Annotated in this window: 26 protein-coding genes; 9 read left to right on the plus strand and 17 right to left on the minus strand. The window is 70.5% G+C overall.

Annotated features, from left to right (window positions below):
• The first annotated feature begins 143 nt into the window (after positions 1 to 143).
• Positions 144 to 779 (plus strand): GyrI-like domain-containing protein, encoded by a 636-nt coding sequence (locus ACTHNQ_RS14235; RefSeq protein ID WP_440334367.1) that lies wholly within the window; start codon positions 144 to 146, stop codon positions 777 to 779.
• Between the two features lie 36 nt (positions 780 to 815).
• Here the strand turns inward: ACTHNQ_RS14235 and ACTHNQ_RS14240 are convergent, their stop codons facing one another.
• Together ACTHNQ_RS14240 and ACTHNQ_RS14245 are read right to left on the minus strand one after the other, a co-directional pair.
• Positions 816 to 1,205, minus strand: coding sequence for a VOC family protein (locus tag ACTHNQ_RS14240; RefSeq protein ID WP_440334369.1), 390 nt, complete (start codon positions 1,203 to 1,205; stop codon positions 816 to 818).
• Positions 1,206 to 1,208: 3 nt separating this feature from the next.
• Entirely contained in the window at positions 1,209 to 3,008 is a 1,800-nt protein-coding gene (locus ACTHNQ_RS14245) for a DUF2207 domain-containing protein (RefSeq protein ID WP_440334370.1), read from the minus strand.
• A gap of 42 nt (positions 3,009 to 3,050) precedes the next feature.
• On the opposite strand from ACTHNQ_RS14245, the gene ACTHNQ_RS14250 reads away from it, so the two are divergent.
• Positions 3,051 to 3,491: a MarR family transcriptional regulator gene (locus ACTHNQ_RS14250; protein ID WP_018173010.1), complete on the plus strand. Its 441-nt coding sequence runs from the start codon at positions 3,051 to 3,053 to the stop codon at positions 3,489 to 3,491.
• 6 nt (positions 3,492 to 3,497) lie between these two features.
• Here the strand turns inward: ACTHNQ_RS14250 and ACTHNQ_RS14255 are convergent, their stop codons facing one another.
• Genes ACTHNQ_RS14255 through ACTHNQ_RS14275 form a run of 5 tightly spaced genes read right to left on the minus strand, consistent with a single transcriptional unit; the run spans position 3,498 to position 9,244 of the window.
• Positions 3,498 to 4,232 (minus strand): ABC transporter permease, encoded by a 735-nt coding sequence (locus ACTHNQ_RS14255; RefSeq protein ID WP_440334373.1) that lies wholly within the window; start codon positions 4,230 to 4,232, stop codon positions 3,498 to 3,500.
• Positions 4,229 to 5,044: an ABC transporter ATP-binding protein gene (locus tag ACTHNQ_RS14260; RefSeq protein WP_440334375.1), complete on the minus strand. Its 816-nt coding sequence runs from the start codon at positions 5,042 to 5,044 to the stop codon at positions 4,229 to 4,231. Before ACTHNQ_RS14260 ends, ACTHNQ_RS14255 begins: the two co-directional genes overlap by 4 nt.
• A 20-nt stretch (positions 5,045 to 5,064) precedes the next feature.
• Positions 5,065 to 6,060 carry a DUF2804 domain-containing protein gene (locus ACTHNQ_RS14265; RefSeq protein WP_440334377.1) on the minus strand — a complete coding sequence of 332 codons (996 nt, stop codon included), beginning with the start codon at positions 6,058 to 6,060 and terminating at the stop codon, positions 5,065 to 5,067.
• On the minus strand, positions 6,057 to 7,880 hold the full coding sequence (locus ACTHNQ_RS14270; protein WP_440334378.1) for a glycoside hydrolase family 2 protein: 1,824 nt from the start codon (positions 7,878 to 7,880) through the stop codon (positions 6,057 to 6,059). The genes ACTHNQ_RS14265 and ACTHNQ_RS14270 overlap by 4 nt, the downstream gene beginning before the upstream one ends.
• Entirely contained in the window at positions 7,877 to 9,244 is a 1,368-nt protein-coding gene (locus ACTHNQ_RS14275) for an MFS transporter (RefSeq protein WP_440334380.1), read from the minus strand. Before ACTHNQ_RS14275 ends, ACTHNQ_RS14270 begins: the two co-directional genes overlap by 4 nt.
• 78 nt (positions 9,245 to 9,322) lie before the next feature.
• On the opposite strand from ACTHNQ_RS14275, the gene ACTHNQ_RS14280 reads away from it, so the two are divergent.
• Entirely contained in the window at positions 9,323 to 9,913 is a 591-nt protein-coding gene (locus tag ACTHNQ_RS14280) for a thymidine kinase (protein WP_440334382.1), read from the plus strand.
• On the opposite strand, the gene ACTHNQ_RS14285 is transcribed toward ACTHNQ_RS14280, so the two are convergent.
• Together ACTHNQ_RS14285 and ACTHNQ_RS14290 are read right to left on the minus strand one after the other, a co-directional pair.
• Positions 9,900 to 11,486 (minus strand): L-serine ammonia-lyase, iron-sulfur-dependent, subunit alpha, encoded by a 1,587-nt coding sequence (locus ACTHNQ_RS14285; RefSeq protein WP_440334384.1) that lies wholly within the window; start codon positions 11,484 to 11,486, stop codon positions 9,900 to 9,902. The genes ACTHNQ_RS14280 and ACTHNQ_RS14285 overlap by 14 nt on opposite strands.
• 113 nt (positions 11,487 to 11,599) lie before the next feature.
• Positions 11,600 to 11,968 (minus strand): VOC family protein, encoded by a 369-nt coding sequence (locus ACTHNQ_RS14290; protein WP_440334385.1) that lies wholly within the window; start codon positions 11,966 to 11,968, stop codon positions 11,600 to 11,602.
• 89 nt (positions 11,969 to 12,057) lie between these two features.
• Here ACTHNQ_RS14290 and ACTHNQ_RS14295 point away from each other — a divergent pair, with 89 nt between their 5' ends.
• On the plus strand, positions 12,058 to 12,222 hold the full coding sequence (locus tag ACTHNQ_RS14295) for a hypothetical protein (protein ID WP_018173019.1): 165 nt from the start codon (positions 12,058 to 12,060) through the stop codon (positions 12,220 to 12,222).
• A 71-nt stretch (positions 12,223 to 12,293) separates the two neighbouring features.
• A complete protein-coding gene (locus ACTHNQ_RS14300; RefSeq protein WP_440334387.1) occupies positions 12,294 to 12,704 on the plus strand; it encodes a GreA/GreB family elongation factor in 411 nt (136 codons plus the stop codon).
• Positions 12,705 to 12,728: 24 nt separating this feature from the next.
• Here ACTHNQ_RS14300 and ACTHNQ_RS14305 read toward each other — a convergent pair whose 3' ends face one another.
• Entirely contained in the window at positions 12,729 to 13,133 is a 405-nt protein-coding gene (locus tag ACTHNQ_RS14305) for an ester cyclase (RefSeq protein ID WP_440334389.1), read from the minus strand.
• Positions 13,134 to 13,295: 162 nt separating this feature from the next.
• Between ACTHNQ_RS14305 and dinB the strand changes: the two genes are divergently transcribed.
• From dinB to ACTHNQ_RS14320, 3 genes are all read left to right on the plus strand, one after another.
• Positions 13,296 to 14,492: a DNA polymerase IV gene (dinB, locus tag ACTHNQ_RS14310; protein ID WP_440334451.1), complete on the plus strand. Its 1,197-nt coding sequence runs from the start codon at positions 13,296 to 13,298 to the stop codon at positions 14,490 to 14,492.
• 42 nt (positions 14,493 to 14,534) lie between these two features.
• Positions 14,535 to 15,422, plus strand: coding sequence for a zinc-ribbon domain-containing protein (locus ACTHNQ_RS14315; protein ID WP_440334391.1), 888 nt, complete (start codon positions 14,535 to 14,537; stop codon positions 15,420 to 15,422).
• Positions 15,423 to 15,528: 106 nt separating this feature from the next.
• Positions 15,529 to 16,200, plus strand: coding sequence for a VOC family protein (locus ACTHNQ_RS14320; protein ID WP_440334393.1), 672 nt, complete (start codon positions 15,529 to 15,531; stop codon positions 16,198 to 16,200).
• A gap of 18 nt (positions 16,201 to 16,218) precedes the next feature.
• On the opposite strand, the gene ACTHNQ_RS14325 is transcribed toward ACTHNQ_RS14320, so the two are convergent.
• From ACTHNQ_RS14325 to ACTHNQ_RS14355, 7 genes are all read right to left on the minus strand, one after another.
• Positions 16,219 to 16,926, minus strand: a complete 708-nt coding sequence (locus tag ACTHNQ_RS14325; RefSeq protein WP_440334394.1) for a hypothetical protein — start codon at positions 16,924 to 16,926, stop codon at positions 16,219 to 16,221.
• Positions 16,927 to 16,988: 62 nt separating this feature from the next.
• Positions 16,989 to 18,665: an ABC transporter substrate-binding protein gene (locus tag ACTHNQ_RS14330; protein WP_440334396.1), complete on the minus strand. Its 1,677-nt coding sequence runs from the start codon at positions 18,663 to 18,665 to the stop codon at positions 16,989 to 16,991.
• Positions 18,666 to 18,723: 58 nt separating this feature from the next.
• The gene (locus ACTHNQ_RS14335; protein WP_440334398.1) at positions 18,724 to 19,653 is read right to left on the minus strand and encodes a carbohydrate ABC transporter permease; all 930 of its coding nucleotides are present in this window, start codon (positions 19,651 to 19,653) and stop codon (positions 18,724 to 18,726) included.
• Complete coding sequence (locus ACTHNQ_RS14340; protein ID WP_440334400.1) at positions 19,647 to 20,675, minus strand: ABC transporter permease; 1,029 nt, start codon at positions 20,673 to 20,675, stop codon at positions 19,647 to 19,649. Before ACTHNQ_RS14340 ends, ACTHNQ_RS14335 begins: the two co-directional genes overlap by 7 nt.
• Before the next feature lie 36 nt (positions 20,676 to 20,711).
• Complete coding sequence (locus ACTHNQ_RS14345) at positions 20,712 to 21,773, minus strand: Gfo/Idh/MocA family protein (RefSeq protein ID WP_440334402.1); 1,062 nt, start codon at positions 21,771 to 21,773, stop codon at positions 20,712 to 20,714.
• Positions 21,770 to 22,498 (minus strand): cupin domain-containing protein, encoded by a 729-nt coding sequence (locus ACTHNQ_RS14350; RefSeq protein ID WP_440334404.1) that lies wholly within the window; start codon positions 22,496 to 22,498, stop codon positions 21,770 to 21,772. Before ACTHNQ_RS14350 ends, ACTHNQ_RS14345 begins: the two co-directional genes overlap by 4 nt.
• A complete protein-coding gene (locus ACTHNQ_RS14355; RefSeq protein ID WP_440334406.1) occupies positions 22,495 to 23,628 on the minus strand; it encodes a Gfo/Idh/MocA family protein in 1,134 nt (377 codons plus the stop codon). The genes ACTHNQ_RS14350 and ACTHNQ_RS14355 overlap by 4 nt, the downstream gene beginning before the upstream one ends.
• A gap of 99 nt (positions 23,629 to 23,727) precedes the next feature.
• Between ACTHNQ_RS14355 and ACTHNQ_RS14360 the strand changes: the two genes are divergently transcribed.
• The gene (locus tag ACTHNQ_RS14360) at positions 23,728 to 24,738 is read left to right on the plus strand and encodes a LacI family DNA-binding transcriptional regulator (protein WP_440334408.1); all 1,011 of its coding nucleotides are present in this window, start codon (positions 23,728 to 23,730) and stop codon (positions 24,736 to 24,738) included.
• Positions 24,739 to 24,744 lie beyond the last annotated feature (6 nt).

Genomic DNA, 24,744 nt, shown 5'->3' on the forward strand with positions numbered 1-24,744 from the left:
GTCGCCGTTATCTCGCCGTTATAGAGTGCTTGCACGGTAGTTGTTTTGCTGTGGCAGCTACCGACATGTGATTGCAGGACACTCTTGGTGCAAGGGACAAGGGCCGGTCGGTAGCCTCTCCGACCGGCCCTTACTCTTGCCGTGTGGCAGACACAGGAGCGGCCGGCAAGATCGACCTCACGAAGACGCTCGACAGCTACCGCGCGAAGCGGGGCGAGTTCCGCATCCTCGAGGTCCCCGAGCGGCAGTACCTGATGATCGACGGCCACGGCGATCCCAACACCTCGCCGGTGTACACGGAGGCGCTCGCGGCCCTCTACCCGGTCGCGTACAAGCTGAAGTTCGCCAGCAGACGTGAGCTCGGCCGCGACTACGTGGTGCCGCCCCTGGAAGGTCTCTGGACGGCCGACGACCTCGACGCGTTCACGACCGCACGCGACAAGTCGCAGTGGGACTGGACGATGATGATCCTCGTCCCCGACTGGATCGACGCCGAGCTGGTCGAGGCCGCCGTCGCGCAGGCGGGCGCCAAGAACTCTCCGGCCCGGCTCGGCGACGTGCGCCTGCAGTCCCTGGTCGAGGGACTGTGCGTGCAGACGCTCCACGTGGGCCCGTTCGACGATGAGACGCCCGTCCTCGACCGGATGCATCACGACGTCATCCCCTCGCAGGGGCTCCGCCTGTCGGGCACGCATCACGAGATCTACTTCGGCGACTTCCGCCGGACTGCACCCGAGAAGCTGCGCACGATCCTGCGCCAGCCCGTGGCGCCGCTCTGACCCGGCGCCCCGCGGCGCTGGGTCGCGGCGCCGGAATCAGGGATGCCCCGCCACGACCTCCACCTTGAACCCGGCGGCGTTCTCCAGCCATCCGGCGTAGTGGTCGGGGCCACCGGCGTGCGGATACCGGTCGTGATACAGCGGACGCCAGCCGTGCACGGGGGCGTCGGCCATGACGGCATCCACCGCCCCGCGATCGCCCGCCCAGAAGGCGAGGTGATTGACGCCCGGGCGGCGCCGGTCGTGTCCTTCCGGCGACAGGTTCGGGGAGCCCGTCAACGTCAGGTAGGCACCGCCGTCGCCCCACGTCTCACCGCCGGGCCAGGCGCTCAGGCGGGTGAGCCCGACCTGTTCGAGCAGCCACGCCCAGTCGTCGCGCACGAGGTCGAGGTCGGCGACCCAGAGCTCCACGTGATGAAGTCCCATGCGTCAGACCCCGCCGCCGCCACCGCCGCCACCGCCGCCGCCCGCCGAGCCGCCGCCGGACGACCCGCCCGACGACGACGACGATGCGGCCGACGCCGAGAGGCTCGAGATGCCGGAGGAGAACGCGGCGGCGTTGAACGCCGTCGAACCGACGTACCACCCGGGGTTGCCACGGTCGCCGTAGAGGACGGCGAGCTCCTCGGCCCACTGCTTCTCCTGGCCGAAGACGACCGCGTACGGCAGCAGGGTCTCGTACAGCTTGAGCTTCTGCGCGGGGTCGGTCAGGTCGACGCGCACGCGTTCGGCGCCCTGCGGCGACTGGAGCATGCGGATGCGGTCGGCCTCGGCCCACTCGATGAACTCCTTGAGCCCCCGCAGATGATCGCGGGCCTCGGCGCCGGCGGACGTGAGCGGATCACGCGCCACCAGGAACGTCACGGTGAACGCCACCCCGAGGCCGCCGATGAACAGCAGGATCGGCACCAGCGGGTCCACGTACGAGATCAGGGCGATGACGCCGAACACGATCACGAGCGCCGCAGAGAGCCACGCGATGACGAGCGGCCACGCCTTCGCGCCTGCGGGCACGACACGACGGAAGCCCCGCGCCTTCAGGTCGTCGGCTGCCGCCTTGAGCAGCGCCTGGGCGGTCTTCGAGAACCGCGTGTCGGTGCCGCCGAACTCGAACTCCTCGCCCGGTACGCCCGACGGGAACAGGCCCGGCAGCAGCATCTGTCCGTCGGCGTCGGCGAGCCGCGGGTCCTGCAGCACGGCCTTGAGCCGGACGCCGCCGAAGAGCTTGCGAGAGCCTTCTTCGATGCGGATGCTGCCCACGATGGCCTGTTCGAGCACTTCGGCCGGCACGGCCTTCGTGGTCCGGCCGAGCAGGACGGCGCTCTGCAGGGCGTCCAGTCCGGGCGGCGGCGTGTACTCGGCGATGATCACGGGCCGACCGGGGGCGTCGCGCAGGAACCGGCGGCGCGCGACGATCGCGGCCACGAACGATCCGCCGAGACCCAGGAGCGCGACGATGCCCTGCAGCCATCCCCACGGCGAGGCGAGATACGACGCGTCAAAGGGGGTGAACGTCCCCGCGGTGAACGCGATGGCGAAGGTGACGGTCTGGTACGGCCCGACGTCGGTGGCGGATGCCTCGACCCCGTCGCCCGTGTCGGTGATCGGGCACGTGGCGGTCGAGCCTTGGGCGCCGACGTAGCAGGCCATCGCACCCGTGCGGGCGGCATCCACCTCGTCGCTCATCGTGACGCGCGCCGTGATGCGGCCGAACGACTGCGGCCACGCGGTGCCGTTGACGTCCCAGTAGAACTCGTCCACGCCGGTGTCGGGGAAGTACCGCGTGACGTTGTGCATCGTGTAGGTGAAGACGTACGTCTGGCGCCCGTGCACGAACCCGTCGGCCCGCGAGGTCATGTAGTAGAAGCCGTCGTCGCTCTCGGTCTCGGCGGCACGGGGTGTGCCGTTCTCGTCGGTGATCGACACCAGCTGCGGGTCGGTCGGCGCTCCCTGGTACGAGTCCGGGACGGCCCGTCGTATGCCGTGGTTCTGGTCGATGTCGGGGAACAGCGCGATGAAGGTCTCGACGACCGTCACGGTGCTCGCCCCGTCGGCGTCACGGCCGAGCTGGTACTCGACGTCCAGGCTCTCGAACGAGAAGCCCTCGACATCGGCGCGCGCCGGCACGGCGCCCGCGGTCGCGAGCAGCATGCCCGTGAACAGCGCGACGAGCAGGCCGACGACACCGAGACGGCGCGGGCGCGACGCGCGCGCGGGGAGAGAGGCCATGCCGCAAGCCTAGGGTCCGCACCCTGCCCTACTCTTGTCGGTATGACCGACCGCCGCCTCGCCATCGATGCCTGGGAGAGCCTGTTCCGCGCCCAGCACGAGGTGTTCGGCGACATCAACGACGACTTCGACGATCAGACCCTCAGCCAGGCCGAGTACGACGTGCTGCTGACCGTCACGCGCGCCGACGACCTGACCGCCCGGCTGCGCGACGTCACGGCGAACATGCTCATCAGCCAGCCGAGCGTCTCGCGCCTGGTCGACCGCATGGTCGCGCGCGGGCTGCTCACCAAGTGCGCCGATCCCGACGACGGCCGCGGCTCGCTCGTCCACGCGACGGACGCCGGGGCCTCGCTGTTCCGCCGCATCGCGAGCGCGCACGGCAAGGCCATCGCCGAGCGCATGTCGCTGCTCACCGACGACGAGCTGCAGCAGCTGCGCGAGCTGACGTCGAAGCTGCGCAAGAAGCAGACCAGCTGCTGACGACCGCTACGGCGTCCGGCGTCGCAGCGTGAGCGAGGCGAGGATCAGCGCGCCGATTGCGAAGGCGACCACGACCAGCAGCGGCCCGAACACGTCCCACCCGTCGTCGCCCGCCGTCACCGCGTTGATGGTGTCGATCGCGTAGCTCAGCGGGAGCACCTTCGAGATCTGGTAGAGCGCGTCGGGCATGTCTTCGCGCGGCATGAACAGGCCGCCGAGGATGATCTGCGGGAACACGATCAGCGGCATGAACTGCACGGCCTGGAACTCGGTGCGGGCGAAGGCGCTCGCGAGCAGCCCGAGCGCCGTGCCGAGGATGGCGTCGACGACGGCTACGAGCCCGAGCTGCCACAGCTCGCCGTCGACCTGCAGGTCGCACACCCACACCGCGAACGTGACGGTGATCACGGCCTGCAGCGTCGCCATGAGCCCGAACGCGAGCCCGTAGCCGAGGATGAAGTCCGCCTTCTCGATCGGCGTCGTCATGAGCCGTTCGAGCGTGCCCGACCGCCGCTCGCGGAGGGTCGTGATCGAGGTGATGAGGAACATCACGATGAACGGGAACAGCGCGAGGATCGGGCCGCCGAACTGGTCGAAGACGCCCTCCTGATCGCTGAAGAGCCAGGCGAACAGGCCGACGAGCAGGCTCGGGGCGATGAGCATCAGCGCGATCGAGCGCGGGTCGTGGCTCAGCTGCCGCAGCACCCTGCCCGCCGTGGCGAACGTGCGGACGCCGTTCATGACGCACCGTCCTGCGACGGGGGTGTCGGCTGGGGATGCTGCGCCTGCTCGCGCGCCTCGCGGCGGGTGAGAGGATGATCGGATGCCGCAGCCCGGTCGCCGCTGTGCGCGTCGCGCGCGATGAGCGCCAGGAAGGCGGCATCCGGATCCGTCGTCCCGGTGTCGGCGAGCAGCCCGTCGGGGGTGGTGTCGGCGATGATCCGGCCGGCGCGCATGAGGAGGAGCCGGTCGCACCGCAGCGCCTCGTCCATCACATGGCTCGAGACGATCAGCGTCGTGCCGGCATCCGAGAGTCCGCGGAACACGTCCCACAGCTCCGACCGCAGCAGCGGGTCGAGGCCGACCGTGGGCTCGTCGAGCACGAGGAGCTCGGGCGTGCCGAGCATGGCGACCGCGAGCGACACCCGCGACTCCTGACCGCCGCTCAGCGAGTCGATGGTCTGGTCGCGCTGATCGGCCAGGCCCACCTCGGCGATGACACGATCGATGTCGCCGCGGGGCGCGCCGAGCAGCCGGGCGAAGTAGCGCAGGTTCTGGCGGATCGTGAGGTCGCCGTACACCGATGCGGCCTGCGTGTCGTACGAGACGCGGTGGCGCAAAGCCCGCGACCCTGCGGGTTCGCCGAGCACCTCCACCGTGCCGCCGGCGACCTTCTGCACCCCCACGATGGAGCGCATGAGGGTGGTCTTGCCGCAACCGGAGGGGCCGAGCAGCCCCGTGATCTGCCCGCGGGGAATGGCGAGATCGAGACCGCTGAACACCTCGGTCTTGCCGCGCCGGACCTGCAGTCCGCGCACCTGGACGGCATCCATGGGCTCAGACTAGACCCGCGTCACCAGCGGTTGTGGACCTCTTCCGCCCAGCCGAGGATGCCGTCGAACGCGACGCTCCTGCCACCGGGGATCGCGAAGGTTCCTTCCCAGTGCCCGAAGCACTGATCGGTGCGCGACGAGATCACTCCGAGCTGTGTGCGGGCGGTCTTGTCGAAGAACGGGGTGAAGGATGCCTCCAGCCCAGCGCCCACGATCCGCCAGGGCCTGCGCCAGTCCGCGAGGTCGTACTCCCAACTGAGCTCGTCGTGGATCTTGTGCAGCCGGCCGTCGACGAAGAAGGCGTTCTCGGTGGACCCGGTGCCCTCGGTCCACCGGCCGCCGACCTGGATGCCGATGGTGCGGCCATGCGACACGCCGGATCCCGCACCCCAGTTCCACACGATGTCGTAGGGCCACCGGCCGCGGCCGTGGTCGAGCACCGCCCACGACTCCCCCGCAGGGACCTCGTGGGTGACACCGTCCACGGTGACCGTGCCGGAAGCCGGACGCGCGACGTCCTTCACCGTGTACTGGAACCGCCTGCGGCTCCACGGCACGACGACGGCGAGGCGCTCGTGCCCCTCCGGCAGCTCGGCGAACACGTCGAACGAGGCGCCGGGGATGCGGGCGCGCAGCCGCGTGCCGCCGGGCTCGGGGAGCACATCGACCTCGAGGTCCTTCGCACGTGCGTGCGCGGGGCCGCTCTCGACGCCGGCCGGCAGCGTGACGCCGCGGGACGGGAGCACGGTCGCGCCCTTGCCCCAGGTCTGCTCGGTGGCGCGGTCGAAGACCCACACCTCGTGCACGGCGGCGTAGTCGATCGACGACACCGTGAGCGCCAGGATGTGCGTCGGCGTCGCGACGTTCCAGTACTCCCACCGCTTGTTGCGGCCGAGCCCGCGGCCGATGCCGGACGTGTCGACGATCGGCTGCCGCGCCCAGCCGATCGCGTCGGGGTTCACGCGCCCGTTCGGGAGCGTGAGCGACACGGGGGCGGTGAGCTCGCGCTCGGTCATGCGGGGTCCTTCCTGAGGCGCGGGGATGCGGCATCCCTCAGCCCGTCGTTGATCGCGCGCATCGCGTCTTCGGGAACCTTCACGAAGCGCCGGTCGTAGGTCACGAGCCCGTTGACCTCCTCTTCGACGTCGGCGAGCTGCGTGTACACCGTGGCAGCGAGCCCGCGTGCGATCGCGGGGGCGATCTCGCGCTCGTGCAGGCGCTGGAGGGCCGCGACGAGCTGGTCGCGCGACCGGTACTTCTTGTAGCCGAACGTCGTCGCGCTCCAGGTGTGCTCCGGCACCGCCAGGCTGTAGCCGCCGTACTCGGTCAGCGCGAGCACGCGCCCGTCGCCGCGGGGTGCGCGCACCGGCCGGAAGTAGATGTGCAGACTGTGCAGGTCGCCGGCGCCCTGGTCGTGCCAGCCGCTCGCGTGGTCGACGGGGCGCGTGGGGTCGAGTTCGCGCACGACGCCGGCGATGCGCGCCGCGTCGAACTGTCCCCAGCCCTCATTGAACGGCACCCACAGCGACAGCGAGGTGACGCTCCGCAGGTGCTCGATCATGTCGCGCAGTTCGCGCTCGAACGCGTCGCGCCCCGCCTCGTCGGCACGGCCGAAGCGCGCGTGACGACGGTCGTCGAGGGTGGGCGACGCGATCGCCGGGGCGCTCACCACCAGCGGGTTGTACGCCGTGCCCCCGCTGACCGCGTCCTGCCACACGAGCATCCCGAGGCGGTCGCAGTGGTAATACCAGCGCAGCGGCTCGACCTTGATGTGCTTGCGGAGCATCGTGAAGCCGAGGCGCTTCGCCAGCCGGACGTCGTACTCCAGCGCCGCATCCGACGGCGCCGTGTACCCGCCGTCGGGCCAGTAGCCCTGATCGAGCAGCCCGACCGGCAGGTGCGGCGCGCCGTTGAGCAGCAGCCGTGCGAACCCGCGGTCGTCCACGCCGACGCCGAACGACCGCATCCCCACGTACGACTCGACGCGGTCGTCGCCGAGCGTCACCCGCACGTCGTACAGGAACGGGTCTTCCGGACTCCACACCCGCACGGGTCCGTCGAGGACGACACCGGTCGGCACCCCGACGGGAAGATCAGCGGATGCCGCCACCCGCCCGCCGTCGAGCACCTCGACCCGTGCCTTCTCGGCGCCGGTCGCGTGCTCGCTGTGCACCGTCACCACGACGACTCCCGCGTCGAGGTCGGGAGTGAGCACGAGCCGGTCGACGGTGAGACGCGGCACGATCTCGAGCCACACCGTCTGCCAGATGCCCGACTGCGGGGTGTACCAGATGCCGCCCGGACGGCTCGTCTGCTTGCCGCGCGAGAGCCATGCGGCATCCGTCACATCCCTCACGGCGACGACGAGCTCGTGGGCCGACTCGGGGGTGGCGGAGAGCGCTGCGGTGATGTCCAGGGCGAAGGGCAGGTAGCCGCCGGTGTGACGGCCCACCTCGACGCCGTCCACGGCGACCCGGGAGGACTGGTCGACCGCTCCGAAGTGGAGGATCGCACGCTCACCGCCGCGCAGCGGGCGCGGCAGCGAGAACGAGCGTCGGTACCAGAGCGTCTGGTCGGCCCGAAGGATGCGGCCGACGCCCGACAGCGCCGTCTCGGGCGAGAACGGCACGACAATGCGGCCGTCCCATCCCTCGGGCTGCGCCGTGGGGTCGTCCACGGCGAGCGGATCGGCGGCGCGCGCGCTCAGCGGCGTGATGGCGTAGCTCCATCGCCCGTTGAGGTTCGTCCAGTCCCCGCGCACGAGCTGAGGGCGAGGGTACTCGGGCAGCGGGGCGTCCGCGTCGAGGGTCGCGGCCCACGGGGTCAGCAGCGTCATGCCTGGGCCTCGCTGACCGGCGTGGCGGCATCCGCTGCTCTTCGGTCATGACGGCGCAGCAGCAGCACGGGCACCACGACGAGCACGGCGACGACGGCCGCGGCGGGGAAGATCCAGGGCGTCGGCACCTGCTTGACCACGCCGAGGTCGACGTAGGTCTCGGCGGCGCCGACGATCACCGCCGCCCCGACGAACGGTCCGGCGACCATCGGGATCAGCACCGCCGCGATCATCCGGAGACCCTGCACCATGCCGACGCGATCGGTGGGCGTCGCGTCGCGCACGCTCGCCGAGATCGCGGCGATCGACAGCATGAAGCCGGCCATCATGACGGTCCCCGCGACGATGACCGCGATCATGTCGCGCACGACGAACATCGCGACGAGACCGGCCACGAGGATCCCGACGGCCGGGATGATCGCCCTCACCTTGCCTTCCGCGTGCCGCTGACCGATGCGGTCGATGACCCGGCCGCCGAGCACGCTCGCGATCGAGGCGAGGATCAGGACGCTGCCCAGCACGATCGCGTAGCCGTCGATGCGCAGGTACCGCTGGATGTAGATGATCAGGTACGGGATGAACACCTGGGTGCTCGTGCCGACGACGGCGTACGCCAGCAGCAGCAGGTACAGGCGCGGGTTCGCGCGGACGGTGCTCGGACGCAGGCCGTGCACGACCGTGGCGAGATAAGCGCCCTGCGCCGACTCGATGCGGTCGGGGTCGCGCACCAGGAACCACGCCACCGCGCCCACGGCGGCGGTCACGAGCCCCACGATGCCGAAGAACAGCGTCCACTGCCCCACCTGGGTGAGCCCGTCGAGCGCCCCGAAGACGATCAGCATGCCGATGAGCGGCATGATCGCGAGCACGCCGTCGACGCGTCCGCGGTTGGACGGATCGGTCGACTCTGTCACCCACGCGTTGAACGCCGCGTCGTTGGCGCCCGAGCCGAAGAACGACATGACGCAGTCCAGGGCCACGATCGCGACCACCGCCGCACCCACCGCGAGTGCGGCATCCGCTCCCGCCGCCGGCTGCACGAAGCCGAAGGTCGCGGTCGTCAGCCCCCACAGCACATACCCGACCGCGATGAACGGCCGGCGGGTGCGGGCGCGGTCCGACCACGCGCCGACCAGCATCGTCGCGAGGGTCGCGGCGACGGCGGATGCCGCCACCAGCGTCGCGATCACCGTCGGGTCGGCGGTGATGGTGTCGTACACGAACACGTTGAGGTACATGTTCTCGACGGTCCAGGCGAGCTGGCCCACGAGGCCCAGCACCACGACGGTCACCCACGTGCGGCCCGAGAGGGCGCGGGGCGTCGAGGCTCGCGGCGGTGCGGGCGCAGGGGATCGTGCGGGCATCGGCATCCTTGCTGACGTTCCGGGTGCCACGTTCCGGGGTGACGGGCGCTTCGATCCTAGGCCGCTTATCCTGGCGCCATGCACACGCGAGAGCGGGCACGCCTGCAGGTCGTGACCGGCCCCATGTTCGCCGGCAAGTCGGAGGAGCTGCTGCGCCGGGTGCGGCGGGCGCGCATCGCCGGACTCTCCGTCGAGCTCGTCAACCACGCCCTGGACGATCGGCGCGGACCGGGGCAGGTGAGCTCGCACTCGGGGCTGAGCGTCCCTTCGCGCACCGTCGGGGACGCCCCGACGCTCACGGAGGCGATGCTCGGCCGCGAGCTCGACGTCGTGGCGATCGACGAGGCGCAGTTCTTCGGCCCACCGCTGGTCGAGGCGGTCGAGACGCTCGTCGCCGACGGGATCACCGTCATCGTCGCGGGGCTCTGCGTGACGTTCGACGGCCGCCCGTTCGAGCCGCTGCCGGCACTCATGGCCACCGCCGAGGACGTGCTCAAGCTCACCGCCGTCTGCGCGGTGTGCGGTGCCGACGCCGCGTTCCACCAGCGCCTGGCACCCGGCGAGGTCGCCGACGCCCGTCTGCCGTCACCCGAGCAGGTCGGCGGCGTCGAGTCGTATCAGGCGCGCTGCCGCCGCCACTTCACCGGCGGGGCGCTCAGCACTCGATGACGTTGACCGCGAGGCCGCCCTCGCTGGTCTCCTTGTACTTCGTCGACATGTCGATGCCCGTCTGGCGCATCGTCTCGACGACCGTGTCGAGCGACACGTAGTGCGAGCCGTCGCCGCGCAGCGCCAGGCGTGCGGCGGTGACGGCGGTCGACGCGGCGATGGCGTTGCGCTCGATGCACGGGATCTGCACCAGCCCGCCCACGGGGTCGCAGGTCAGCCCGAGGTGGTGCTCCATCGCGATCTCGGCGGCGTTCTCGATCTGGCGATTGGTGCCGCCCATGACCGCGGTCAGGCCGCCGGCGGCCATCGCGCAGGCGGAACCCACCTCGGCCTGGCAGCCGCCCTCGGCACCCGAGATGGACGCGTTGGCCTTGAACAGCGAACCCAGCGCGGCCGCGGTGAGCAGGTAGCGACGGATGCCGCGCCGCCGGTTCGCGTCCGCCACCTGTTCGTCGTCCCAGGCGCCGGACTCGTCCGGTTCGACGACGTGCCCGTCGTAGCCGAGCAGGGCGCTGCCGACGAGCTCGCCGTAGGGCGTCACCGCGTTGCCCGCCCCCAGACCGGAGTCCGCGAGGAACCGCCACCAGTACATCGCCACCGCCGGCACGATGCCCGCGGCACCGTTGGTGGGCGCCGTGACGACCCGGCCGCCGGCCGCGTTCTCTTCGTTGACGGCGAGCGCGAACGCCCCCAGCCACTCCCCCGGCAGTTCGCGCCGGCCGTCGGCCTCGGCCGCCTCGAGCTGAGCGCGGATGGACGCCGCACGCCGCTTGACCCCGAGCATCCCGGGAAGCACCCCGTCGGCGTGCAAGCCCGCTTCGACGCACGCCGCCATCGCGTCCCAGATCGCGTCGAGGCCCGCCGCGACCTCCTCTTCGCCGCGCATCGCGGACTCGTTGAGGCGGGCGGCCTCGGCGATCGTCAGCCCCTGCTCGTCGCACAGGTGCAGCAGCTGCTCGGCGGAGGCGAAGTCGAGCGGGTACGCATGCGCCCGCACCTGGGGTGCCTCGCCGTCGCGGCGGATGAAGCCGCCGCCCACGGAGTAGTAGGTCTCGCGGGCGATCAGCCCTGCCTCCGGCGTCGGCTGCGCGTCGGCGACGACCGCGGCCCCGGTCTCCCGGATGCCGCCGGCCGCGGGGAGTGCCCGCTGGGGTCCGTCCTCGGGGCCGGCCCAGGCCTCGAGCGTCATGGCGTTGGGGTGGGCAGGCAGGCGCGTGCGCGGGGCGAACACGACGTCCGCGCGGTCGAACAGCACCGGGTGGCTGCCCGCCAGATCCAGGTGGCGGCCGTCGGGCCAGCCGCTCCACGCCGCGCGGACGGCATCCGGATCCACCGTCTCGGGCTCGAGCCCCTGCAGCCCCGCCACGACCGCGTCGGGGGTGCCGTGGCCGATGCCGGTGGCGCCGAGCGAACCGTAGAGCGTGCAGGTCACGCGCCCCACCTGCGGCAGCGCACCGGACTCGCGCAGGCGGACGGCGAAGTCGTGGGCGGCCCGCATGGGACCGACCGTGTGGGAGCTCGAGGGTCCTACGCCGATGGAGAACAGCTCGAACGCCGAGACATAGGCGCTCATCGCCACCAGGCTAGTCGCCCCGGACGCGCACTCTGCCCGCTGTTATGGATTCGAGAGATGCAGGATGCCTGGGCCCGGCGGCCCAGGCAGAGCAGTGTGGTGCAGCTGCGGCGTCAGCGACTCTGGGCGAACGAGATCAGCCCGACGGTGTTGCCCTCGGAGTCCTTCACGAACGCCTGCCACTCCTCGTGACCTGCCGGACCGAGGGTGTCATCTTCGTGCGTGAAGATGACGTGCGGCGGCGACACGACCTCGACGTCGGCGCCGAGTCGTTCGAGGGTGGCCACGACATCGTCGACGCGCAGATACAGCAGCGCGGACGGCGCGTTGCGATCCAACAGCAGCCGCACCCCGTCGAGGTCGAAGAAGAGCAGTCCGGGCGGATCGAATCGTGCCGTCGGCGGCGCGCCCAGAAGCGTCTCGTAGAACGCCGACGCGCGGTCGAGGTCGTCTGCGCGCTGCGCGACCTGCAGGAGTCTCATGCTGACATTGTGGTCGGCGCGTCCCCCTGGCGCACGCGTCGAGGGTGCGGTAGGCAGGAGGGGAGACGTTCGCGAGTCAGGGGGCCATCGTGCTGTTCATCCTCTATCTGATCCTGCTGGTGGGCGGAATGGTGCTGCTGGGGATCTCTTTCGCGTCGCCCGTGCCCGCGCTGCTGTTCGTCGTGGGCCTGCTGTGCATCGTGCTCGCCGTCGCACTGCCGATCTCGGCGGGGACGTTCGAGCAGCGCAAATAAGGCGGCTCCCACCGGAGCGCCGGACCGGCTAGGCTCGGGAACTTCATCTGTCCCGGCCGAGGAGGTCTGCTGTGTCTGTTGTGGAGGAGCCGATCTGGCTCACGCAGGACGCCCTGCGTCACCTGGAGCAGGAGCTGGACGCGATCGTGCGCGAGGGCGCCGACGACGATCAGGCGCAGGCGCGCGCCATCGAGCTGCGCGGCATCATCCGCCGCGCACAGGTCGGAGCCCGGCCCGACGACGGCATCGTCGAACCCGGGATGCGCGTCACGGTGGAGTTCGCGTCCGACGGCTCGCAGGACACGTTCCTGCTCGGCTCCCGGGCGCTGCTGGGGCCCGACGCGGACGTCGCGGTCTACTCGCCCGAGTCGCCCCTCGGCCAGGCGATCGCAGGTCTCCTCCCCGGCGACCGGTTCGAGTACCGCACCCCGAACGGCGCCACCGTCGCCGGCGCGATCGTGAGCGCGGTCCCGCACGCCTGACGCCTCTCGGCGCGCACGACGGCGCTACGGCGCTGCCGTCGCCCCGAGCTGGTTCATCAGCTCGAAGCCGGTGTCGGCGGCCGCGAACTCCACGAACCGTCCCCGGGATACGCGGTACATCGAGAACTCGGCGACGTTTGCGTGGCGCCTCGTCGGCGCGACACCGCGGAACTCGCCGAGATGTGTGCCGCTCCCCCGCAGATGGGCGGCGATGCGGTCGTCCTCGACGATCAGCTGGATGCGCCGCCACCGCCAATCGGGGAACCCGCGGAACAGGGCGTCGAGGTCGTCGACCCAGGCATCCGCGCCTCCCGGCAGGTGCGAGCGACGCACCGCCGGATCGACGAACGACCGGATCGCAGCGAGATCGTGCCGGTTGCACGCGTCGAGGTAGTCGGCGTACCACGCGTGCATCTCCCACGGCTCCACCCCCTCATTATCTGGGCCCAGTCGCCGCGCGCGGGCGGTGTGGGGCGCAGCCCTCGGCGCACCCGACACGAACCGATCGCCGAATTGCTGGCATGCGATAGGGCATGAGTGTCGCAGCTTCGTGCGATGATCCTGCCCGACGGACGGCGGCGGGAGGGCGGGATGCGGGGCGAGGCGACCGTGCTGCACGCCGATCTCGACGCGTTCTACGCGTCGGTCGAGCAGCGGGATGCACCCGCGCTGCGCGGGCGGCCGGTGATCGTCGGCGGCGGAGTGGTGCTCGCGGCGAGCTACGAGGCGAAGGCGCGAGGAGTGCGCACGGCGATGGGCGGCCGCATGGCACGAGAGCTGTGCCCGGATGCCGTCGTCGTGCCGCCGCGCATGGAGGCGTACTCGGCCGCGAGCCGCGACGTCTTCGCGATCTTCCGCGACACCACTCCGCTGGTCGAAGGGCTCTCGATCGACGAGGCGTTCCTGGAGGTCGGCGGACTGCGGCGCATCGCCGGCACACCCGAGCAGATCGCGGTGCGGCTGCGCCAGCGGGTGAAGGCCGAGGTCGGGCTCGCCATCTCGGTGGGCGTCGCGCGCACCAAGTTCCTCGCGAAGGTCGCCAGCGCCGTCAGCAAACCGGACGGACTGCTCGTGGTCGAACCCGAGCGCGAGCAGCAGTTCCTGCTGCCCCTCCCCGTGGAGCGACTGTGGGGCGTGGGCGCCGTGACCGCCGAGAAGCTCCACCGGCTCGGCATCCACACCGTCGGCCAGCTCGCCGAGCTGGAAGCCGCCACCGCCGAGCGACTGCTGGGCCGGGCTGCCGGCGCCCACCTGCACGCCCTCGCGCGGCTGCGCGATCCGCGGCCCGTCGACACCACGCGCCGCCGCGGGTCGATCGGGTCGCAGCGGGCGCTCGGAAATCGCCCGCGCACGCCCGACGAGCTGGAGGTCATCCTCACCCAGATCGTCGACCGTCTCGCGCGGCGGCTCCGTGACGGGGACCGCGTGTGCCGGACGGTGGTGCTGCGCCTGCGCTTCGGCGACTACGCCAAGGTCACGCGCTCTCGCTCGTTCCGGTCGCCGACCGACCGCACCGCGCTCATCCTCACGGTCGCACAGGGGCTGCTCGCGGCCTCGCAGCCCGAGATCGGCGAGCGCGGCATCACGCTGATCGGCGTCTCGCTGTCGCAGCTCGGCAAGGCCGACAGCGTGCCTCCCGAGCTGCCGATCGACTGGGACGACGGCGTCCGCCTCGACACCGTGCTCGACGCGGTGCGCGACCGCTTCGGCTCGGCGTCCGTGTCGCGCGCCGCGCAGCTCGGGCGCGACCCCGCCTGGTCGACGCCGCTGCTTCCCGAGCACGAGTGAATCAGTCGCGGCGATGTCGTGGGCCCCGCCTACCCTGCTCTCATGGCGGAGCGCGTCGAACTGTGGTGGGCCCGGCGCCAGTTCTCCAAGGGCGCCGAGGTGCCCTACCCGGTGGGAGCCTACCGGGAGGCGTGGGCGTCATTTCCGGCGCTCATCCGCCAGTACCACCCCGAGCTCAATGCGGGGATCGCGCTCACCCAGATCCCGCCGGCGGCGGACGTCCTGCTGCTGTGGCAGTGCGAGGCGGGCCACAAGTTCGCCGCCACTCCCGACGAGCAGCGGCACCGGCCCGGGCGGGAGCGCCGGCGCTCCGCGTGGTGTCCCGAGTGCTCCAGCGTCGCGCGTCCACCCCGTGCGCTGCCCATGCGCGACGTGGTGACCCCGCTCGGTTCGCCCGTCCCCGCGGCGATCGCCGCCCCGGTCGGGCGCGCGGTGCTCAAGCCGCGCCGTCCGGCACGCCGCCGGCAGCTCTGCCCGAAGACCCCGGATGTCGCGGTCGGCGAGGCGTTCCTGTCCGAGTGCGCTCCGAAGCCCGCGTCCGCGGTGGAGGCACAGCTGCGCGCCGACCTGTTCGGGCGCGTGGGGGTGACGCCCGGGCTCAACGCCGTCCGGGTGGCACGGCCGTTCTTCGACCACGTCGAGGTGTGGCCCGACATCCTGCTCCCCGAGCTGCGTGTGGCGATCGAGTACGACAGCACGGGCCGGCACGGGCTGGAGCACGTCGGCGATCGCGAAGACGCCGACCGCCGCAAGGACCGCGCCCTGCGGGCCGCGAAGTGGGAGGTCGTCCGGATCCGCACGGGCGGGCTCGAGCCGCTCGGCCCGCACGACCTGCAGGCGCCGGGCTGGAACGCGAAGACCCTCGCGCGTCTCGTCGACGCACTGCGAGCCATCCGCGGGCCACTGCTCGTCGATCCCTATCTGTCCTGACGGGCACGGGGCGGCCGCCATGGGCGAGGTTCCTGAGCTGCAGCCCACGGCGTCGGGCCCGACGAGTACCGTGGGGCCCGCGGAGCACAGACCGAGGAGGCCGCTCATGGACGACGACAGCGGACGGGCGGGCATCACCCCGGCGGCCTTCCATCGGGCCCCGGGCGTCGCGGACTGGCGGGTCACCGCGACCGGACCGCAGGCGGTCTTCACCGCGGGCTCTCTCGCCGAGGCGGCGGCACTCGTCTCCCCGACGGTGGCCGCGGCCGCGCGGTGCGGCATCCTTCCCGACATCGATGTGCGCCCCGAAGGCGTGATCGTCCGGATCTCGTATCGTGACGAGGACGGGATCCCGCCGAGGGCCGCCGAGTTCGCCGCCGACGTCTCGCGTGCCGCCGCCGAGCTGCAGCTGACCGCCGATCCGTCGCGCATCCACTCGATCGGCATCTACGTCGCCCAGCATTCGCAGGCCGACGTCCGGCCGTTCTTCGCGGCGGCGCTCGGGTACGAGGACTTCGGCGACACCGACGCCGTGGACCCGCTGCGCAGCGGCCCGCAGCTCGCGTTCAACCCGATCAGCGGCGACTCCCCCGCGCGCGGGCGCACGCACCTGGACGTCTTCGTGCCCGCCGACCAGGCGCAGGCGCGAGTGGATGCCGCACTTGCGGCGGGCGGGCGGCTCGCCGACGATGCGCACGCGCCGGCCTGGTGGTCGCTGGCCTCGCCCGACAACCACGGCGTCGATATCGCGTCGTGGACGGACACCTTCGATTCGTGAGACGGCGGCACGCGCCGATCAGTCCGGCGCCGTGTGCCTCTCGGTGACGCGCACGAAGACCGGCCGCCCCATCAGCGCGAGCAGGCCGACGAAGGCCCAGAGGAGGAGCAGCAGAACCACCTCCGACGCCACGAGCACGACGAACGCAGCGACCACGACGAGTGACAGCACGCCCAGCGAGTAGCCCCAGCCCGGGATGATCCCGGCGAGCGCTATGCGGGCGGCATCCCGGGTCCGGAAGCGGAAGCCCGCGGTGAGGACGATCACGTGCCCGGCCCACACGATCACGAGCGCGGCCAGCAGCAGCACCGCGGGACGCATCGCGGCTCCGCCGTCGACGTCATCGAGATGGATGAGATTGAACGTGAGCATCGCGAGCACGAGGCTGGTGGGGACAGCCCACGAGAGGGTCGCCCCGAGGTCGCGCCGGTACGCGCGGAAGAAGTGCCGCCCGGGAGACAGGTCGTCGGCGAGCGCCGCAGCGCGGACCGCCGAGACGCCTGCGACGAGCGCCGGGGCGACCGGGAGCAGGGCGAGGACGAACAGCGGCAGGTTGGACGGGTCGCGGTCGAGCAGCAGCACGACCCCGACCGCGGGAAGCACCGCGAGCAGGAGCTGGACCTCGAGGACCAGCATCCGGTAAGCCACGGCGGCGACTCGGGAGAGCAGACCCCGCCCGACCTCTCCGGCGGCGGCAGCTTCGCGCGAGTGCTGCTGAACGCTCATGATGGTTCCTCCTTCGGGATGGCGGCGGGTCGGCCCTGTGACGGCGACCGACCCGCCGCACCTCAGTCCTCGTTCGAATCGCGTCCGCGCTCGAGCGCGGTGTTGAAGGTCTCGACGAGCTGGTCGGCCCCGAGGCCCTGCATCTCGCCGACGTAGGCGTCCCAGTCCTCGTCGATCGACCGCTGGCCCGTGATGAACGAGGCGGTCGCCGACTGCACGGCGTCGGTGAGCTGCGTCTGGAGGAGCGACGTCTGCTCCAGCTCCATCTCGTCCAGGAGAGGAGCGGGTGCCGTCGGCAGCTGCTCCTTCGCGTCGAGCTGCGCCTCGGTCCACGCCGCGATCTCATCGGTCATCATCGAGAGCACCAGGTCGCGCGACGAGCCGTTGGCGAGCAGGAACACACCGTTGCTGTAGCCGAAGTCGGCGTTCAGCAGCTGGGGCGCCCCGGCGTTGATCGAGCTCCACGCGATGTCGTCGTTGAGCCGGCGCGTGCCGTCGGCCGCTCGGGTGAAGGTCTCGCCCTCGACGCCCCACTGAGCGAACTCGAGCCCCTCGTCGGAGTAGTAGAGCCAGTCGATGAACTGCAGGAGCGCCTTGAAGTACGGCTTGTCGGCGGCCTCGCTGCCGATCAGCAGCCCCGAGGTGAAGCGGCCGCTCGCCATGTTCGAACCCGCCGGACCGCCGGGCACGGAGATCAGACGGATGGGGACGTCTCCGCGTCCGGCATCCGCGAGCTTCGCGCGGTACTCGGCGAGGGCCTGGGTGTTCCCCGAGATGGCGGCCGACCGGCCGGAGACGAACTTCTGGACCGCCTGGTCGTCGCTCTGAGTGATCTCAGGGTCGAGGACGCCGGCGGCCACCAGATTCGCGGCGTAGGCGACGACATCCTTGTACTCGTCCGTCGTCCCCGTGAAGACGTACTTCTCGGCGTCCTCGTCGTACCAGGTGTTGGAGTAGCCCCATCCGGCAGCCGTGCCGTAATTCGGACCCATGACGCTGAGCAGCGATCCGAGCGGCGTCGAGTCCGTCCAGCGGTCCGACATCGCGTAGTCGATCTCGGGGTTGGCCTTCTTCACCTTCTCGAGCTGGTCGAGATACTCGTCCCACGTCGCGGGATCCTCCGTGATCCCGGCCTTCTCCCAGAGGTCCTCGCGGATGACGACCGAGTACTGGACGTCGGGCGCCTCGCGCAGGCCGGGGAGGTGATAGATCTTGCCGTCGGCCTGGCGGCGGTTGTCGAGGTCGTCCTCCAGGCCCCAGTCCTCTACCTTCTGCATGAAGTTCGGCATGTAGTCGAAGTAATCCGACACCGGCAGCAGCGCGCCGCCCGACACGAACTGGGTCTCGCTGCCCGCGTAGGTGGACGAGATGATGTCGGTCGCCTCGCCGCTGCCGATCAGCAGGGACTTCTTCTGGTCGTAGTCGGCCATCGGGATGTCGGTGCGCGTGAAGGTGACGTTGTGGTCGTCCGCGAGGTGCTGGAAGATCGACCAGTCGTCCTTCACCGGGTAGTTGGGGTGGTCGCGGTACATGAGCGAGAAGTCCACCGGCTCGGTCGCCTTGAACGTGACGCCGACACCGAAGTCGTCCATGGCGCCGACGGACTGCGCCTCGCCGATGGTCGCCCCCTCGTCCTTCGCAGCCGGCGGGTCGGCGGGGCCGTTCGAGCACGCGGCGAGGGCGACCGCGCAGAGGGCGAGCCCCGCGATGCCCGCGAGGGTCTTGCGAGTGATGGTCATGATTTCTCCTGTTCGTGAACGTCGTCGTTCGGGGGATGGGATGGGAGAGGGCCCTTCGTCAGCCCTTGACCGACCCGAGCATCACGCCCGAGACGAAGTAGCGCTGGATGAAGGGGTAGAGGCAGACGATCGGGAGCACGGTGAGCAGCATCGTCACCGCCTGGATGTTGGAGGCGATCTGGACGGCCTCGCCGCCCGTGGCCTCCTGGGTGCCCGTCGCCGCGGCGATCAGGTTGCGCAGGTACACCGTCACGGGGAACCGCGCCTTGTCGTCCATGAACAGGAACGCGCTGAACCACGAGTTCCAGAGGCTCACGGCATAGAAGAGGGTCATCGTCGCGATGACCGCCTTGGACAGCGGCAGGACGATGCGGAAGAAGATGCCGTACGTCGACAGCCCGTCGATCGCCGCGGCCTCCTCCAGGTCCGGCGGGAAGTTCTCGAAGAAGGACTTCATGACGAGAAGGTTGAAGACGCTCAGGGCACCGGGCACGACGATCGCCCAGATACTGTTGCGCCACCCCAGAAAGCCGGCGATGAGGATGTAGTTCGGGATCAGTCCGCCGCCGAAGAACATCGTGAAGACCGCGACGCCGACGAAGAACGTGCGTCCTTTGAGGTACGGCTTGCTGAGCGCGTACGCGTACGTCGTGGTGATCGCCATGGCGATGACCGTTCCGACCGCCGTGTAGAGGAACGTGTTCGCGTAGTTCGTCCAGAACAGCTGGTCGCTCAGCACCACACGGAAGGTGTCGAGGTTGAACCCGCGCGGGAGGAGGTTGACCTCGCCCGCGGCGATGTACCCCTCGGACGAGAACGCCTTCGCGATCAGATTGATGAACGGGTAGAGCGTCACCGCGCAGACCAGCAGGAGGCAGATCACGTTGGCGGCGCGGAACGCCCGCGTCCCGTAGGACTCCCGGATGACGCCGCCTTCCCTGCGGACGCGGGCGATGTCGGGCTTCGGGGGCAGCGTTTCGGTCACCATAGCGAGGTTCCAACCATTCGACGGGAGAGCGCGTTCGCGCCGAGCACCAGGACGAGGCCGATGAGGGCCTCGAACAGCCCGATGGCCGTGCCGTAGGAGAACTGGGCCGACTGGATGCCCACGCGGTACAGATAGGTGGCGATGACGTCGGCCGTCGAGTAGATCAGCGGGTTCTGCAGGAGCAGCACCTTCTCGAACCCGACCGACATGAACGAGCCGATGTTCAGGATGAGGAGGACCATCATGGTCGGACGGATGCCGGGCAGCGTGATGTGCCACGTCTGCTGCCACCTGTTCGCGCCGTCGATCCGCGCAGCCTCGTACAGCTGGTCGTCGATGGTCGTCAGCGCCGCGAGGTAGAGGATGGTTCCCCAGCCGACGGTCTGCCACACCTCGGACGACACGTAGATCGCGCGGAACCACTCCGGACGCTGCATGAACGGCACAGGGTCTGCGCCCATGGCCTCGACCACCTGGTTGACGGTCCCGTTGAGTGCGGTCAGCTGCAGTACCAGTCCCGCGACGATGACGACCGACATGAAATGCGGGAGATACGAGATCGTCTGCACCAGCCGCTTGAACCGCCGCGAGCGGAGCTCGTTGAGCATCAGCGCGAGGATGATCGGCAGCGGAAAGGTGATCAGCAGCGTGAGCGCTCCGAGCACGACGGTGTTCCAGAACACGGTCCAGAACTGCTGGTTCGAGATGAACGCCTCGAAGTAGTAGAACCCCACCCATTCGTCGCCGAAGATCGAGCCGCCGGGACGGAACCGGCGGAAGGCGATGATGTTGCCCAGCATCGGGATGTACTTGAACACCAGCAGGAAGAGCAGCGGTGCGATAAGGAACGTGTACAGCCGCCAATCCCGCGCCAGGGCTCGACGCCACGACTGCTTCGCGCGAGGTGCCCGCTCGCCCCGGAACAGGCGCCGCTTGCGGGGCGCGGTCGTGATCGCCCGCGTCTCGTTGACCGGCGGCGGTTCGCCGACGAGGGCCAGCGGACTGTCAAGTGACTGTGTCATGAGAGCTCCACATCGTCGTGGTTCAGAGAGGGCTGTCTACGGGGCGAGCACGAGCGCTTCGCCCTGAGCCTGGAGGCTGAGTTCTGCAGCCTTCAGCGCATGTGCCTGGGTCATCGCCGTCTCGGTCCGGTCGATGCAGTCCCGGATGAGCTGTCCGAAGAAGGGGAACCCGGTCATGCCGTTGGCATCGAAGCGGTACTGGCCGTCGTGGTTGACGAGAAGGACCTGGCCGCCCCCGTTGTCGGTGCTGATGTCGATGTACTTGCGCAGCTCGATGTAGCCGTCGGTTCCGAGGAGCAGCGTGCGCCCGTCGCCGAACACACCGAGGCCGTCCGGGGTGAACCAGTCGACACGGACGTAGCCGGTCGTGCCGTTGTCGAGCACGACGTGGGCGTCGCCGAAGTCCTGCAGCCCCGGCGTCTCGGAGTGCGCGTAGTTCGCGACGGTCGATGTCGACACGCGTCCGTCGGTGGCACCGGTGTAGAACAGCATCTGCTCGAAGTTGTGGCTGCCGATGTCGCAGAGGATGCCGCCGTATCGCTCGGGATCGTAGAACCAGTCGGGCCGGCCGCCGCCGATGCGGTGCGGTCCGAAGCAGACCACCTGCATGACGGTGCCGATCGCGCCGCGGTCGATGAGCTGACCGGCGAGGATCGCGGCCTCGGAGTGCACGCGCTCCCCGTAGTAGACCGCGTACTTGCGGCCGGTGCGCGCCGTCGCCTCGCGGACCGCCTCCAGCTGTGCCGAGGTGGTCAGGGGGGCCTTGTCGACGAACGCGTCCTTGCCCGCCTCGATCGCGCGCAGGCCGATCGACGCGCGCTCGGAGGGGATGGCGGCCGTCGCGACGAGGCGCACCTCGGGATCGTCGAGCACCTGCTGCTCCGACGAAGCCACGCGCGCGGTGGGGTACCGCTCCGTGAACGACGCCACCCGGGCGGGGTCCTCGTCGAACACCCACGTCACGGTCGCTCCGGCCCCGATGAGGCCGTCGGTCATGCCGTAGATGTGGGCGTGGTGCAGGCCCACGGCGGCGAAGGCGAACTCGCCCGGTGCGACGACCGGCTGCGGCAGGGGGTCGAAGGTGTACGGGTGGTTCATCGGGGATCCTCCTCGAGGTCGGTCAGGTCGTAGGCGCGGATGCGTCCGCACATGCCGAATCGCAGCTCTGGAACGGCCGATGCGGGATGCACGCGGGCGTCGCCCAGGTGCGCCACATCGCCGGCCGCCACCGCTTGTGCCAGCGCCAGCGACTGCTCCGCCTGCGCGAGCGGGCGCTCCTGCACGAGCTGCGCCCACCCCTCGGCGCGGGGCAGGACGAGCGCACCGGCGGCCTCGTAGAAGCTCTCGAGGAGGGTGCGGTCGCCGGCGCTGACGGCGCGGCGAAGCACCTCGAACCCGGTGACCGCGAGATCGCGACGCCGCGAGGCCCGCTCCGCACGGCCGTCCGGGTCGCCCAGGTCGGCCGCCGCCGCATACGCGTCCGGGTCGGCAACGACCTCGGCGGGGAACGTCATCACGGCATCGCCCGCCTCGGGCAGCCCCGCATTACTCATCAGGACGATCACTCGGAGGCCGCCGTGATTCACCGCCCGGTGGATCGTGCCCGGGGTGAACCAGACGACCGATCCCGGCTGAAGCTCCGTCTCGTGGAAGCCGTCGCCGTCGATCGCCTGCAGGGCGCCGTGCCCCGCCACGACGATGTACGCCTCGGTGGAGACGAGGTGCACGTGCGGGCTTCCGCCGCACACGCCGTCGGGAGCAGCATCCGGGTAGATGTCGAGATGCGACAGCGACGTGCCGCCGGGGAAGGACGACGCGCTCACGAGACGGCCGCCTCGACCAGCGACGTCCGCTTCTCAAAGAAGCGCGGCGCATGCGCGACGAGGTGGCCGGCGCTGTAGTAGGGGTCGTCGGCCCTCAGCGGCAGAGCGACGAACGTCCGCTCGATCCCCGCCTTGTAGATGGCCGTGACGACCTCGATCGCGTTGCGGCCGTCCGTGCCGTCGGCCAGGGGCGCCCGGCCGTCGCGGATGGCGAGCAGCAGATCGCCGATCTGCCCCTCGTGACCGCGGTGACGCAGAGGCTCCCGCTGCGATGCGACGGCCTCGATCGCCTCGACGATCGCGAAGTCGCCGCCGTTCGCAGGGAATCCGCCGCCGTCGGCGCGGTCTGCGACGATCTTCCACGGCTGCGAGACCCGGGCGTTCTCGCCCTGGATCACGATCTCCTGCTCCTCGCCGTGATGCACGACGGAGCTGGTCAGCTGTGCCAGGCCGCGCCCGTAGCGGAAGACGGCGACCGAGAGATCCTCGACCTCGCTGTTGTCGTGCTGCGCGTTCGCGAGCATCGCCGTGATCTCGGTCGGCCGGCCCAAGAGCCACAGGAGCAGGTCGATGTGGTGGATGGCGTGGTTGAGCGTGCTGCCGCCGCCCTCCTTCTCCCACGTGCCGCGCCACCACAGGTCGTAGTACGGCAGCCCGCGCCACCAGGCGGAGTCCACGCGCACGTGCGAGATGGAGCCGAGGAGCCCCGAGTCCACGACGCTCTTCAGCGTCGCGAGGTCGTCGCGGAAGCGGTTCTGCGCGACGACCGACAGCAGCTTTCCGGAACGCTCCTGCGCGGCGAGCATCGCGTCGCACTCCTCCAGCGACGGGGCCATCGGCTTCTCCACGAGCACGTTGACGCCGGCGTCCAGTGCGGCGATCGAGAGCGCGGCGTGCGACGAGGGCGGGGTCGCGATGCTCACGACGTCGAGGCGCGCCTCGGCGAGCATCCGGAGCGGGTCGTCGTAGCCGATCGCCTCTGTGAGCCCGAACGACTCGGCCGCCTCGGCCGCCCTGCCCGGCATGACATCGGCGAGCGCGACGATCTCGCACTGCTCGGGAAAGGCCAGGTACCCACTGATGTGGGCACGCGCGATGCTGCCGGTGCCGATGATCCCGATTCTGAGCATTGCTTCCTCGCAAGTCGTTACTACGTATTACTAAGACGTAGTAGATACTATGGAGAACACGCTGCACGGTCAAGCACTTTCCCGGGCAGGATGTTGGACATGGGGGATCAGCACATGGGCAAGCGCCCGACCAGTCACGATGTCGCGCGTCGCGCCGGCGTCTCGCAGACGACGGTCTCGTTCGTCTTCACGGGTCGCGACGGCATCTCGGCCGCGACGCGCGACCGGGTGCTGGCCGCCGCGGCGGAGCTGAACTACCGCCCGAACCTCGCCGCCCGGTCCATGCGCACGCAGCGCACCGGACGCCTGGCCGTCGTCATCCCTGTCTCGGGCCTGAACCTCTTCCCCGTGCTGGAGGGCGCGGCGAGCACCGCACGCGACGCCGGCTACGTGGTCGAGGTGATCAGCCTCTCGTCCTCGCCCGACGAGCGCGCGGAGGGCCTCGCCGCCGTCGTCGAATCCGGCGACTACGAGGGCATCCTGTCGTTCTCCCCCGTCCGCGGGCCGCAGCCGACGTCGGTGGACTCCGGCCCGGTGCTGCTGTCGCTCTCGGAGTTCGACGAGAACATGCACGCGACGGGCGCCTTCAGCGACGCCCGCCCCGTGGCAGAGATGATCGAACGGCTGGCCGAGATGGGCCACCGGACCTTCCTGCACATCGCCGGGCCACCCGACTATCCGGCGGCGGTCGCCCGTCGGGATGCCTACCTTGCGACGATCGACCGGCTGGGTCTCGAATCGCTCGGCGTGGTGGGAGGCGACTGGAACCCCCTCACCGCCAACCGGAGCGTGCAGGATCTGCCCGACGACACCCCTCCTCTGGCGATCATCGCCGCCAATGACGTCCTCGCGGCCGGCGCCATCCGCGGCGCCGTCTCACGCGGGTGGAAGGTGCCCGACGACGTGAGCGTGACGGGGTGGGACGACCTCACCATGAGCGCCCATTTCATCCCGTCCCTCACCACCGTGTTCCAGGACCGCCAGCGCCTCGGAGCGTCCTCGATGCAGCGACTGCTCGCCGCCATCCGTGGAACCGAGCCGCCCGCGCAGGAGGAACCGCTGCAGAAGGTCGTCTGGCGCGAGTCCGTGGCGCCGCCCCGCTCGCGATGAGAGGGT

Source organism: Microbacterium sp., from assembly GCF_051953575.1.
GTDB lineage: Bacteria > Actinomycetota > Actinomycetes > Actinomycetales > Microbacteriaceae > Microbacterium.

Coding starts and splice junctions, on each gene's coding strand:
- ACTHNQ_RS14240 (WP_440334369.1), bottom strand. CDS start 1,205: ATGGGACTTCATCACGTGGAGCTCTGGGTCGCCGACCTCGACCTCGTG.
- ACTHNQ_RS14245 (WP_440334370.1), bottom strand. CDS start 3,008: ATGGCCTCTCTCCCCGCGCGCGCGTCGCGCCCGCGCCGTCTCGGTGTC.
- ACTHNQ_RS14250 (WP_018173010.1), top strand. CDS start 3,051: ATGACCGACCGCCGCCTCGCCATCGATGCCTGGGAGAGCCTGTTCCGC.
- ACTHNQ_RS14255 (WP_440334373.1), bottom strand. CDS start 4,232: ATGAACGGCGTCCGCACGTTCGCCACGGCGGGCAGGGTGCTGCGGCAG.
- ACTHNQ_RS14260 (WP_440334375.1), bottom strand. CDS start 5,044: ATGGATGCCGTCCAGGTGCGCGGACTGCAGGTCCGGCGCGGCAAGACC.
- ACTHNQ_RS14265 (WP_440334377.1), bottom strand. CDS start 6,060: ATGACCGAGCGCGAGCTCACCGCCCCCGTGTCGCTCACGCTCCCGAAC.
- ACTHNQ_RS14270 (WP_440334378.1), bottom strand. CDS start 7,880: ATGACGCTGCTGACCCCGTGGGCCGCGACCCTCGACGCGGACGCCCCG.
- ACTHNQ_RS14275 (WP_440334380.1), bottom strand. CDS start 9,244: ATGCCCGCACGATCCCCTGCGCCCGCACCGCCGCGAGCCTCGACGCCC.
- ACTHNQ_RS14280 (WP_440334382.1), top strand. CDS start 9,323: ATGCACACGCGAGAGCGGGCACGCCTGCAGGTCGTGACCGGCCCCATG.
- ACTHNQ_RS14285 (WP_440334384.1), bottom strand. CDS start 11,486: ATGAGCGCCTATGTCTCGGCGTTCGAGCTGTTCTCCATCGGCGTAGGA.
- ACTHNQ_RS14290 (WP_440334385.1), bottom strand. CDS start 11,968: ATGAGACTCCTGCAGGTCGCGCAGCGCGCAGACGACCTCGACCGCGCG.
- dinB (WP_440334451.1), top strand. CDS start 13,296: ATGCGGGGCGAGGCGACCGTGCTGCACGCCGATCTCGACGCGTTCTAC.
- ACTHNQ_RS14315 (WP_440334391.1), top strand. CDS start 14,535: ATGGCGGAGCGCGTCGAACTGTGGTGGGCCCGGCGCCAGTTCTCCAAG.
- ACTHNQ_RS14320 (WP_440334393.1), top strand. CDS start 15,529: ATGGACGACGACAGCGGACGGGCGGGCATCACCCCGGCGGCCTTCCAT.
- ACTHNQ_RS14325 (WP_440334394.1), bottom strand. CDS start 16,926: ATGAGCGTTCAGCAGCACTCGCGCGAAGCTGCCGCCGCCGGAGAGGTC.
- ACTHNQ_RS14330 (WP_440334396.1), bottom strand. CDS start 18,665: ATGACCATCACTCGCAAGACCCTCGCGGGCATCGCGGGGCTCGCCCTC.
- ACTHNQ_RS14335 (WP_440334398.1), bottom strand. CDS start 19,653: ATGGTGACCGAAACGCTGCCCCCGAAGCCCGACATCGCCCGCGTCCGC.
- ACTHNQ_RS14340 (WP_440334400.1), bottom strand. CDS start 20,675: ATGACACAGTCACTTGACAGTCCGCTGGCCCTCGTCGGCGAACCGCCG.
- ACTHNQ_RS14345 (WP_440334402.1), bottom strand. CDS start 21,773: ATGAACCACCCGTACACCTTCGACCCCCTGCCGCAGCCGGTCGTCGCA.
- ACTHNQ_RS14355 (WP_440334406.1), bottom strand. CDS start 23,628: ATGCTCAGAATCGGGATCATCGGCACCGGCAGCATCGCGCGTGCCCAC.
- ACTHNQ_RS14360 (WP_440334408.1), top strand. CDS start 23,728: ATGGGGGATCAGCACATGGGCAAGCGCCCGACCAGTCACGATGTCGCG.